Raw genomic sequence first — 11,857 nt, forward strand, 5'->3', positions numbered from 1 at the left:
CTACTCGTCACCGTTAGTCAGTGTCGATTGAAACGCTTTGTTCAGAAAAGGATTTTCCGAACGCTTCGCTTCATACTCATTACTAGAGCAATAACCGATCCAACTTTTCACGGAATAAAATGACTTATAGGGAGCCAAAATCTCTTATGGACAGATTGACCAAGTCAAAAGACGACAATTTGTCCCACCCCTTAATGACTAGTGCGCCAAAATGTCCCGATCTTTTTTAAGGGTATTTATCCCTTTTTGTCCCAGTTCGAGGGCAAAATACCCTTAACCCTTTAGCAAATCGTTCTTATCGCTATGGAGTAACTTGCTATTAGAAATCGTGTCTGATTCTGTTTCAGTCTCTAGTTCAGTCGGGATCGCAAACGCAATCTCCGTTTCAACATTCTCTTGAACGTTCACCTTTTGAAGATCATCAACAGTCGTTGCCTCTTCTTCTAGTGCCCTATCCTTAGCTTGAACGCCATCAACAGCTGCGAGTGAATGGTCAGAGTCAGTCGCTTTAATCATATCTTCTGCTGTCTCTGCGACCTGATTTACCCACTGACGAAGCTGCTGAGTCACTTTAGTATCAAGCACAGGGATATTGGAGAAGTCCTCGGTATGATCATCCATATCACTGACATAGTTGAACTCATCAGAGTGAAAAAGTTTACGTAGTGCCGCTTTTTTCACTGACTTTTCAACACCTTCCTTCATAAAGGTCGACACGCCAGAATCGAAAGTCACCTTTGCAGCATCAGCCAGAGTTAGCTCAGGGAATTTTAAATCTGATTGCGTTGTTTGATGTTCTATTGTTTCCGTAATCGCTAGAGCTTGTTCATCATTGGCTTGCGTATTCAATGACGGATCAATTTCAACCTCTTGAACGGGTTGAGTGTCAGTGCCAACATCATCAACAATCGTGTCCATAGCAGATGATTTAGCCGTAGCGTTCTGATTTAATTGAACATCACCTTCATCCTTGGTGTGTAATTTGCGCTGAGACCAACGCTGGAAGAAGTTAGTTGCCACTTGAACGCCCTTTTTGCTCTTTGTTCTTACAACGTTTGCGACGATATTCGATTTGCTCGCCATGACGACCGATGAAGGCCTCCATCCACGCCTGGATCTGTAAGGGAGCTTTGATATGAAGAATTTGGTAATCGCCATCCATGTAACTACTCGCAAGCCCTTGCGCAGCAGTAATCAACAACGGTGAGAGCTGTTCATTTTCTTCTTCACAAACGATAAATAAGTGGGGATCACGAGAGCTAAGATTAAAGCGGTAATCTGACCGTTCATGGCGATGTAGCTCCAACGGCATCAAATAACCACCTTGCTCACTGGCCAATGACGCCTTGTCGTCATCGTTATACAAACAAACGTCTTCAATAGACCAAGAAAGTGTTGTCCAACGCCCTATTTGCTTTTCTTGCGACACCAAGCGAAACGCTATAGGCCACAATGACTCATTCTTATATTGTTCCGGCACATTCGCTCCCGAGCTTATCGTTATGGCTTATTGGATATGATTGACCTTTTCGGCCTATTTCAAGTAGCAAAGCAAATATTAGACCAACTTTAATTACTCCATTTAAATGCAGTGAAATTTTCCGATACAAATAAGTTGGAATGATGTTTGCTTACACACCAGACAACGACTTAATCTATGTTTTAAAAGTAGACGCTTCAGACCGTGTTGCGTATACATGAACACATCCATATCAACAGCAGGATAATTTGATGAGCCAATTGCCAAAAATAATTAAAACAAATTCATCGGTTAATCAGACGATGACCGTTCAGGTAATGGACGAGTATGGCGATATGATGGAAAAAGAAATTGCCTGCGAACATCCGCTTACCGTGTATTTGAACTGGGTAGAAATTGTTACCCTGATGACCCTGGGTGAACGCCCTTCTGCGCTGGTATTGGGTTACCTCAAAAACCAAGGTTTTATTGAAGATATCGATGCCATCGAGTCGCTGATCATTGACTGGGAAACCAACTCTGCAGCCGTTATCACCCGAGAAAACACCGACGGGCTAGAAAAGAAGCTGGAAAAGAAAACCGTCACGTCCGGTTGCGGCCAAGGCACCATGTTCGGCAATGTGATGAAAAAGCTCGAAGGTATACAACTGCCAAGCCCCACTATCCCTCAATCCAAACTATACGGATTGCTTGAGGCCCTTACTCACCATAACGAGACATATAAGGCAGCAGGTGCGGTTCACGGTTGTGCGGTATGTAAAGACACCGACATCCTGTCATTTGTAGAAGACGTCGGTCGTCATAACGCAGTAGATACTCTTGCCGGCGAGATGTGGCTTAAAGGCGAGCAAGGCGCAGATAAGATTTTCTATACGACAGGTCGACTGACCTCCGAAATGGTGATTAAAGTCGCGCAGATGGGGATCCCAGTATTGCTCTCCCGCTCAGGTGCAACCCAGATGGGTTATGAGCTTGCTCAGAAACTCGGTATTACCATGATTGCCCGTGCAAAAGGACACCGTTTCCAAGTGTATAACGGCATGGATAACCTGATCCTTGATATTAAGGGAGAGAATAACGGCCAATCGCTGGATGATTCAAATAAGCCTGCGCACAAGGGCGAGACTGATCACCGAAAAGTAAACCACCAGCCAGGCAGTGATAAGTAATGGAGAGTGCCTACCCAGAATTCATGAATGCTAAGCAAGTTGCTGAGTACCTCGACTTAAATGAAAAGAAAGTCTACGCACTTGCCAATGACGGGCTTCTTCCTGCGACAAAAGTTACCGGAAAGTGGTTATTCCCCAAGGCACTGCTGGATAAGTGGTTACTGGAATCCTGTCATAACGGCGTTTTGAACGATCGGCTGTTGATTGCTGGCTCCGATGACCCCTTGTTGCAAATGATTGTAGGTAACATGGCGAATAAGCTTGGTAGTACTGCGCTTATTGGCTATACCTCCACCGGTACTCGCCAGGGTCTGGCCATGTTAAGTAAAGGCCATGTCGATATGTGCGCCATTCACTGGGGGCATGCACAAGAGGCAGCCCTTCGTCATCCTGCGTTACTTCAGCAATACAGCGGCCATCGTAACTGGGTACTGATCCACGCTTTTGAACGCCAGCAGGGGCTGGTCGTTTCGCAGGAAGTCGCAGATTGCGTCAATAACCGCTCGATTCAACCTCAAGAGTTATTATCTTCACGTTGGCGTTGGGCGCTACGCCAAGAAGGCGCTGGCAGTATGCGCGCGCTGTCGGAATGGCTTCATACCCATGCCTTTACTATCGACATGCTCACAAGTGTTGATACTTGCAATAGTGAACGGGAACTTGCGTCATATATTGCTCGCGGTGATGCTGACGTGGGGTGTGCGAGTCAAAGTACCGCCGGAGAATTTGGTCTCGGCTTCATTCCTTTGTGTACCGAGGCATTCGAGCTGGTGATCCCTAAAAACATCTACTTCAGGGATCTGCAACAAAAGCTATTGCATGCCTTGAGCGACAGTAATACCCAAGGTAAGGGTGACCAGCTCGGTGGCTATAACTTCAGTCGCAGTGGTCAGCAAGTATGGAGCGGGAAATAAGGGGGCTACCCCCTTATTCTACCCCCAGCATCCCTAAACGGCACACTTTGATAGCAAATACAGAATCATTCCCTTATACCACCTTCAAAGATTGCAATCTTTCGCGTATCCCCACCCCCCGCATGACCCAATTTGCCATCACTGGAGATGGGATTCCCCCAATACGCCACTTTGCATGATCTCACACCAATCCGACGGCTTTAATCAATCCATTTATGCTGGCATATCACTTTTTTACAGATAGATTAATCAATAAAGTCAAGGTGCACGACCGTTTAAGCTATATGCATTTATTAATATTTACCTTACGTCATATATACGATATTTATCACTGGTCAGATGTGACAAATGAAACCCAAAAAGAAAAAACGTGAGCAATTACTCTAAATCGCGATATTCCCCTTCGGAATCTTGATCTATGCCACAGTTTAACAGGTTTTACTTTGAGGATTTGTGCCACTAGATGCACACTGAAGTCGGTCATCTGACCAGTAAATTACTCTGCAAATGAATGTAAAATGAATACCGCGTAAGGAGTGGTCATGAATTATTTCATCACCGGCGCAACTGGATTTATCGGTTCTCAGTTATTACAACGTCTGGCTAAACGACCTGGTGAGATCTATATCCTCACCTATGACAAGATTTCTGAAGATAGACTGGAAGCACTGTTAGAAAAACATCATCTACCTAAGAACAAGTTCCACTGTATCAAAGGTTCGATTACTGAACCCAACTTAGGTATCTCAGCTGAAGATACGAAAAACCTGACAGGAAAGATTGATCAATTTTTCCATCTCGCAGCCATCTATGATTTGACGGCTAGCGAAGAAGATATGATGCGCGCCAATATTGAAGGCACTGAACATACGTTACGTTTTGCCGAGCGCATTAATGCAGGTTGCTTCCACTACTTCAGCTCAATTGCTGTTGCGGGCCAATACCGTGGCTGGTTCCGCGAAGATATGCTTAATGAAGCAACTGGACTCGAGCATGCTTATTTCTCCACTAAGCACAATGCAGAGAAACTGGTACAAGAAACGGCAACGATTCCTTGGCGTGCTTACCGCCCGGGTATTGTTATCGGTGATTCAAAGACGGGTGAAGCCGACCGTGTTGATGGTCCTTACTACTTCTTTAAAATCATCCAGAAGCTACGCCGTGCACTTCCTGAGTGGGCACCGTTGCTTGGCCTTGAAGGCGGCCGCCTGAACCTAGTGCCGGTTGACTATGTTGCCGATGCCATCGATCACATCTCTCATAAACCAGAGTTGGACAATCAGTGTTTCCATATTGTGGACCCTGACCCATACCGCTCTGGTGAAGTGATCAACCTGTTTGCAGAAGCTGGCCATGCTCCGCGTATGGCAATGCGACTGGATATGCGTGTTTTCCGCATGATCCCTTCTCACTTCTGGTCTCAGCTCGGTCAAGTCCCGGCGCTAAAGCGTTTTATCGATGCCATCAGTAAAGAGATGGATATGCCGCAAGACGCGTTAGGCTACTTTAACTACCCAACCCAATTTGATTGCAGCAATACGCTCAATGCGCTGTCTGACAGTAACATTTGCTGTCCTCGTCTTGCCGATTATGCTGACAAAATTTGGGACTTCTGGGAGCGTAACCTTGATCCTGAATTGCATGTTGAGAAAACACTGCAAGGGTGCGTCAATGATAAAGTTGTCGTTATTACCGGCGCCTCTTCAGGTATCGGCTACACTACGGCACTGAAACTTGCGAAAACCAAAGCTCGCCTTGTACTGATCGCCCGCGATCTTGATCGTCTGCAGCAGACTCGAAACGAAATCGAACGCCTTGGTGGCCACGCATCCATTTATCAATGTGACCTAAGCCAAGATGAACCATCGCAAGCAGTGATTAAGCAAATCAAGCATGATCACGGTAAGGTTGATATTCTAATCAACAACGCGGGCCGTTCAATTCGCCGTTCAGTAGAGAAAGCGACTGACCGTCTGCACGATTACGAACGCACCATGCAGATCAACTACTTCGGTTCACTTCGCATGATTCTGGGTAACCTACCAGAAATGATCGAAGCGGGTGAAGGCCATATCATCAACATCTCCTCGATTGCGGTGTTGACCAATCAGCCATTGTTCTCTGCCTATGCCGCGTCGAAGTCTGCACTGGATACGTTTACGCGTACCGCAAGTACAGAGCTAGGTGGCCAAGGTATTGATTTCACCACAATCAATATGCCGCTTGTTGAAACACGCATGATTTCTGATCACTATCGCGAGGCTGAAGGGGGTATTCCACTACTGACTCCTGAAGAAGCAGCAGACTTGATCATCAAAGCGATTATTGAGAAGCCAAAACGCATTGCGACTAAGCTAGGTCTGTTAGGTGCCTTTATTCACGGTGTTTATCCGAAGTTGGGTGAGTTGCTCATGGCAACGGGTTATAACCCAGAACACGGAAAGCATGACGGAGATAATGCGGAGCCTAAACAGCCTTCAGCAGATGTAGTAGCCATTAATAGCATCATGCGCGAAATACACATGTAAGGATCAGAGCAATGCAAGTTTCAGCAATACATGACTACAAAGAAGATCTTGATACCTTGTTGCGGTATTTCAGCGAAGAAGAACTGATCACTGAAAAATACCAAAAATTAGGCGGTAATAACGTTCGAGTTACGATGCTGGAAGAAACCGCGGATGGTTTCCGCGCTGAAACCCAGCGTGATATGCCAGCCAATGTACCTGCTGTGCTTAAGAGTCTGCTGGGTAGTTTCAATACTATCAAACAGAAAGAGTCTTGGCACTGGCAAGAAAATGAGCAACTAATTTGTAAACTTCAAATTGAGATCTTGGGTGTTCCGGCCACAATTACGGGTCAAATGGTGTTCAGTGAACCTGAGACTCGTCCGGGCATTGCAACATCAAACCATGTCACTATGGACGTGAAATCAGCGATCCCACTGGTGGGTAGCACGCTCGTCTCGTTCATTTGCGGTGACATGAAAGATCAGATGCAAGCGGAATACGACTTCCTATGTGAAGTACTACCCCAACTGGTTGCTGAAGAGCAATAACGTTCATCCCGTCACCTTCGGTAGCCCCAAATAATGTTATTGGTGGGGTTGCCGAATGTGAAGCTCGAATAACAAGGAAAAAATGATGAAAACCAAAGATCGGATTTTGTCAGTTAGTCTTGAGCTGTTTAATCGTGATGGTGTTGGCCAAGTCAGTACGTTAATCATCGCCACCGAGATGGGGATCAGCCCAGGAAACCTTTATTACCATTTCCGCGGCAAAGACGAAATTATTGCGACACTTGTCAATGAATTACAGAACTCACTGACAACCATTAGCAATGAATACGCAAGTCAGGTCAAAGACTTTGATGATTACTGGCCCTTTATGCATACCGTAATGGCGCTATTCACCCATTACCGCTTTTTGTTTAGAAACTTAGACAGTCTAAACGGTCAGAATCCGCAAATTAAGCGGAAAATCAGAACCCTGATCCTTAAGCTTCGTCATCTCTGCAATGACATGCTCAAGCATCTCGTCGAGTTGGACAAGTTAAACTGTGACGCACAAAGCTTGCCACTTCTGGCTGACAATTTATTGCTCGTTAGCCTAAACTGGCTCAACTACCAAACACTGCTTGATGATCATTACAGCGAAAGCGACCTCGCTCGCTCGGGTGTACTGCGCTTAATCTCTCTGGTAGAGCCTTACCTGACTGAAAATGCGAAGTCTCCATTCTTTACCCATCAAGATTTGGTTCAAGAGTTGGTGACCTAACGGCTTTAGAGCAATGCTGAACATTTAATTAAACACCCCTACTACTTATATGGGGTGTTTCTGTTTATTTTCCTGTCAAAGATGTAATAAAAACATTCCCGTTTAGCACTTTCACTTAACTGCAAATACACTCTTACACATTGAAACATGAACCTACGGTACAGTATGTAATTCTACTATGGCGCGTTAATTGTGAGTGAATATAGATGAACGTTAAGTTATTAAAAAATCTATCAGAATCGACTCTCTGCATTGCCGTATTCTACACCTGTTTCCACTGGCTAATGGTGAGGTTTACCGGCGATTTTTATACCGATACCTTAGGAAAATTCTTCCGCTTCTATATCGCTTCCTCGGTCTTGTTTATCGTCTTGGAGATACTGCAGTTCTATCGAGGCAGCGCCTGGGGATACATGGCCTATGCCTTTGCCACAATTGCCATAATGACGTCCTCCTTTGAGCCGAACGTCATGAATGAACTCGCCCTTCAACTGATGATGAGCCTTGGCGCTTTAGGGTTTGTGTTTTGTATGTATCAATGGTGGGAAGACAAAGGATGGGAAGATAGCGAATATTAGCTGACCCGATAATTAACAAGAAACTCACTTTACCACCACCTGCTACCAAGCTACTCTTGTCAAGAACTTGTAATAAACCATTACGACAAACAAGGAGTGGTTTTGTTTCGCCATCTCAATATACTCGTTACCCTCAGTCTGGCCTTATTTATAACAACCTCCCATGCCAGCAAACTGCAGACGGATAACATTCAGACCGCATCAGTCAGCACGTTTGTGACTGATCTCGATGCCAATAAGACGTTATTCCAGAAAAATGCCGATATCGTGATGCCTATTGCCTCATTAACCAAAGTGATGATGGCAATGGTTGTGTTGGACGCCAAACTGCCACTGGATGAAGCGATTTCATTTAATAAGATAGATAAAGAAAGGATATACGACGGCTATTCACGCATCAGGATGGGTTCAACCCTCAGCCGAGGTAATGCCCTTCACATTGCCCTCATGTCTTCTGAGAACCTCGCAACGGCGGCCCTGGCGCGGCAATACCCTGGCGGTTATGAAGCCTTCATCAAAGCCATGAACACCAAAGCCAAAGCATTGGGTATGACCGATACTGTTTTTGTCGATAGCTCTGGCTTGAACCCAAACAACGTTTCTACTGCCGCAGACATCACTAAAATGATCAAAGCCGCTTATCAGTATCCCAAGATAAAAAAATACAGTACCACACCGGTACATACGGCTTATTTTAAAAAACCACGCTACAAACTGGGCTATACCAACACTAATGCCTTGGTCAGGGGCCAGAAGTGGGATGTCGAACTAAGCAAAACCGGGTATTTGGATATTGCGGGTCACTGCTTGGCGATGATCACTCACGTGGAGGGCAAGCAATTACTGATTGTGACGCTGGATGCTTACGGCAAGCTCACGCCGATTGGTGATGCGGGAAGAATCAAGAAGTGGTTACAAAGCGGTAAAAGCGGAAACGTATCAGAATCAGCCATGCACTACCAAAAGCAAAAGCTTTCAACACTGGTCCATTAAACGTTCAGTTGCTATTGAACCAATAGAGCCCTGAAATAGGGCTCGGTTGATCCAAGAAGCCTAAATAAGCATGGGGACGTTAGCTCGCTTTCTTATCAATCGACTCACCAGCCTCTTTGAATTTATCTTGAATAAACCCAGCCATTAGCTTTACTGCATCCCTTGCTTCACCAAGTTGGTAAAACAGCGGATACACATGCGGCACGCCTTTGACAACGTTGATCGTCACATCATTGCCCGCTTCACCTAAGCGCTCCGCTAAATGGATAGCATCATCCATCAAAAGCTCTTCAGTACCACAGGTGACAAAGGTCGGAGGAAGGTCATGATGTTCTGCGTAATAAGGCGATATATCGGGGTCACAGGGGTTCTGCATACCGATATAGTTATTGCGCATCAAGAGCAAGGTGCTCAAATCAAAGAAAGGATCATCCTTACATTTCTTAAAAGCCGATTCTCCGGTTACCGCCATATCCGATACTGGTGACATCAAAATACCACCAGCAGGCTGAGGCAACTTGGCTTCACGGATACGTAGCATGGTTGTCAGCACTAAATTACCGCCTGCAGAGTCCCCTGCAAAGAAGATCTGGTGTGGGTGGTACCCTTTGACCAGTAACCCCCGATAAACCGCAAAGCAGTCGTCTGGGGCCGCAGGATAAGGGTTTTCCGGTGCTAACCGATAGTTAACCATCAGACCGCGCGATTTAGTGTGGTTGGCCAGTCGGCCCAGGAGCGCACTGTGGATTTTCGGGCTATGGAAGCAAAAGCCCCCACCATGGAAGTAGAGGATGATCTTGTTTCCGCTACTTTTAGGCATATCGACCCAATCACAGGATACGTCAGAAAAACGAGTCGGCGTGATCTCCATCCCCTTTGGTGCAGCAATAAATGGTCCATAGTTATCAATAGATAATATGAGATCTCGCATCTCTTCGGTTGATTCACAGTTTGCAAGACGTTGCCGCATGATTCGGAATAAAACCTTGTTGAAAGCCCTATTACGCCAACTCTCCATATACGCCACCTACTATTTACAATTCATTTACAAAGTTAGAATTAAACAAGGGGTTTGGTCAATATCTGGTCGCAAAAAAATGATGTGTTTCGAAAAGAAATGCCTAATATTCTGTAATTTAAGGCTCAAATAATTATTTTTTCAGGGTGTAAAAAAGCTCTGCCGGTAAAGGCAGATAAAATGCAAAAAAGGTGCGCGTGCATGGCCCACGCGCAACCTAAAGGCTTTACAACCTGCAGACTGGGAACGGTTGCTCAGCCCGGGGCTACTTCTTGTCTGGCTGGCATTAACGTAGCCCCGTATTGGCAGTTACTCTGCTTCTGCCAATTTCTCAACGGCTTGAGTCAGTTTGTCGATTTTCTCGTCCATACGCTCAAGCTTCTCACGGTCAACGCCACTCAGACGGTAGAACAGATCATTCATACCTGCTTCTACTTCTTCTGTTGCTTTTTCCGTGTTTTTACCAATGCACTCTTTTGCTTGAATTTCCACTTCTTTACCGCGTTCTACAAGCTCATCAAACATATTGTTTGATTTCTCATTGATCTGCTGCGCTTCTTCCAAGCTACGGCTGTAAATACCAAGGCCTGCTAACCAAATGTTACGTGCAATGCCTTCACCACTTTCTACGACATTTTTTGCCGCTTTCACTACTGTATTGTTGCTCATAATCCTATCCTCTTACGTTATCTTGCTTTAAGCACGCTCGTATGCTTATACCACTTCAGGTTTTGTACTTTCAGTTGGCTTGCTCGCGCTTTGAGCCACCTGGACTTCAGCTTTTGCCTTAGGTTCCGCAACAGCGTTAGTTGCTGCTACGGTCTGTGGCTTTACCGGCGCTTCAACCTCTTTCTTCTCTGCCTCTGGTTTCGCGGCAGGAACAGGCTGAGCGGCTTTCACGGCTTTACGGCGTGCAACACTTGGTTTCTTGGCGGCAGGTGCTGCTTTCTCAGTCGCTTTCACAGCGGTGCGCTTACGTGGTGCCGGCTTTTTCTCAGCTTGCGCCTGATGACGCTCCACTAACGCTTCAATGCTGGCGGTTAGCTGATCAATCTTGTCGTCAACACGGTCAAGGCGATCATTATCCAGGCCAATGAATTTCTGAACCATGTTATGCATGCGTTCTTCAATCGCGACAGAAGTCTGGCTGCGTGCTGTGTGAACTCGCTCTTTGGTTTTTGATTCAACCGCGCGTCCACGCTCAATCAACTCATCGAAAAGGCTCTTGCCCTTGTCAGAAATCTGATTCACTTCCTCAGCGCTCTTAGCATAAGCACCAAGGCCTGCTAACCAAATGTTGTATACCATTGCGTCACGAATCTGCTCTTTGTTTGATTCTTCCGCAGTCTGTTTAAAAATGCCCATCAGTTTCCCCTCCATACTTTTGCGATAGTGCCAGCCAGTGGGTTTTGCCTGACTGCTTGTATGTAATTTACGAATTTCAATTAGAATGTTCTCCCTAAAACAACACTTTATCGTTTTAGAGGTCATGTATTTGATATGGATCACAGAGGGGATGGAGGAAAGCAAGAAAAATCATAGCGATAAAAAAAGAGCTCGAAATGAGCTCTTTGGGAAATACATAAGATGCTGTCAATTAACTCGCCAGCAAATATCTATCAAGCTGTTCTGTAATATGGCTTTCGATTGTTGGGCCAAAAAAAGCAGCAGCGAAACCGACAAGCTGAAGCTGAATCGTTATTTTTCCTTCTTCAGCATGTAAGTAACCTTTTGCTGAAGAGTGTTTGATATGCATTTTATCGTCTTGCCAGGACCAAGTAAGGCCATACTCCTGTTCAAGCTGACCTGCAATTTTCTCGCTTAGCATAGTAATGTCATCATGTGCTCTGTCATGATGACGTTCAATTAAAATCGTCACAGAAGTTCTCGCGCATTAGTGTATTTACTCAGTCACCTTTTGTTAACATA

The 11,857-nt window shown here is 45.4% G+C and carries 13 protein-coding genes; 7 read left to right on the plus strand and 6 right to left on the minus strand.

Going from position 1 to position 11,857, the window contains the following annotated elements; all coding sequences use genetic code 11:
• Nucleotides 1-273: 273 nt before the first annotated feature.
• A complete protein-coding gene (locus C9I99_RS06410) occupies nt 274-1,020 on the minus strand; it encodes a DUF3306 domain-containing protein (RefSeq protein WP_107348046.1) in 747 nt (248 codons plus the stop codon).
• On the minus strand, nt 1,010-1,480 hold the full coding sequence (locus C9I99_RS06415) for a DUF3305 domain-containing protein (RefSeq protein ID WP_107348047.1): 471 nt from the start codon (nt 1,478-1,480) through the stop codon (nt 1,010-1,012). Before C9I99_RS06415 ends, C9I99_RS06410 begins: the two co-directional genes overlap by 11 nt.
• A 251-nt stretch (nt 1,481-1,731) precedes the next feature.
• Between C9I99_RS06415 and fdhD the strand changes: the two genes are divergently transcribed.
• The 7 genes from fdhD to pbpG all read left to right on the plus strand — a co-directional run bounded on the left by fdhD (nt 1,732) and on the right by pbpG (nt 8,910).
• On the plus strand, nt 1,732-2,649 hold the full coding sequence (gene fdhD / locus C9I99_RS06420; protein WP_107348048.1) for a formate dehydrogenase accessory sulfurtransferase FdhD: 918 nt from the start codon (nt 1,732-1,734) through the stop codon (nt 2,647-2,649).
• On the plus strand, nt 2,649-3,563 hold the full coding sequence (locus C9I99_RS06425; protein ID WP_107348049.1) for a helix-turn-helix transcriptional regulator: 915 nt from the start codon (nt 2,649-2,651) through the stop codon (nt 3,561-3,563). The genes fdhD and C9I99_RS06425 overlap by 1 nt, the downstream gene beginning before the upstream one ends.
• Nucleotides 3,564-4,105: 542 nt before the next feature.
• Nucleotides 4,106-6,091: an SDR family oxidoreductase gene (locus C9I99_RS06430; RefSeq protein WP_107348050.1), complete on the plus strand. Its 1,986-nt coding sequence runs from the start codon at nt 4,106-4,108 to the stop codon at nt 6,089-6,091.
• 11 nt (nt 6,092-6,102) lie between these two features.
• On the plus strand, nt 6,103-6,621 hold the full coding sequence (locus C9I99_RS06435; protein WP_107348051.1) for a DUF2505 domain-containing protein: 519 nt from the start codon (nt 6,103-6,105) through the stop codon (nt 6,619-6,621).
• Between the two features lie 82 nt (nt 6,622-6,703).
• Complete coding sequence (locus C9I99_RS06440; protein ID WP_244916301.1) at nt 6,704-7,339, plus strand: TetR/AcrR family transcriptional regulator; 636 nt, start codon at nt 6,704-6,706, stop codon at nt 7,337-7,339.
• Between the two features lie 206 nt (nt 7,340-7,545).
• Complete coding sequence (locus C9I99_RS06445; RefSeq protein WP_107348053.1) at nt 7,546-7,917, plus strand: hypothetical protein; 372 nt, start codon at nt 7,546-7,548, stop codon at nt 7,915-7,917.
• 96 nt (nt 7,918-8,013) lie between these two features.
• On the plus strand, nt 8,014-8,910 hold the full coding sequence (pbpG, locus tag C9I99_RS06450) for a D-alanyl-D-alanine endopeptidase (RefSeq protein ID WP_107348054.1): 897 nt from the start codon (nt 8,014-8,016) through the stop codon (nt 8,908-8,910).
• A 79-nt stretch (nt 8,911-8,989) separates the two neighbouring features.
• Here the strand turns inward: pbpG and C9I99_RS06455 are convergent, their stop codons facing one another.
• The 4 genes from C9I99_RS06455 to C9I99_RS06470 all read right to left on the minus strand — a co-directional run bounded on the left by C9I99_RS06455 (nt 8,990) and on the right by C9I99_RS06470 (nt 11,807).
• Entirely contained in the window at nt 8,990-9,880 is an 891-nt protein-coding gene (locus tag C9I99_RS06455) for an alpha/beta hydrolase (RefSeq protein WP_243734335.1), read from the minus strand.
• A 357-nt stretch (nt 9,881-10,237) separates the two neighbouring features.
• Nucleotides 10,238-10,597 carry a phasin family protein gene (locus C9I99_RS06460; RefSeq protein WP_107348056.1) on the minus strand — a complete coding sequence of 120 codons (360 nt, stop codon included), beginning with the start codon at nt 10,595-10,597 and terminating at the stop codon, nt 10,238-10,240.
• Between the two features lie 45 nt (nt 10,598-10,642).
• Nucleotides 10,643-11,293, minus strand: a complete 651-nt coding sequence (locus C9I99_RS06465; protein WP_107348057.1) for a phasin-related domain-containing protein — start codon at nt 11,291-11,293, stop codon at nt 10,643-10,645.
• Nucleotides 11,294-11,525: 232 nt separating this feature from the next.
• Nucleotides 11,526-11,807, minus strand: coding sequence for a polyhydroxyalkanoic acid system family protein (locus C9I99_RS06470; protein WP_107348058.1), 282 nt, complete (start codon nt 11,805-11,807; stop codon nt 11,526-11,528).
• Between the last annotated feature and the right edge of the window lie 50 nt (nt 11,808-11,857).

This window comes from Photobacterium lutimaris (genome assembly GCF_003025555.1).
GTDB classification, from domain to species: domain Bacteria; phylum Pseudomonadota; class Gammaproteobacteria; order Enterobacterales; family Vibrionaceae; genus Photobacterium; species Photobacterium lutimaris.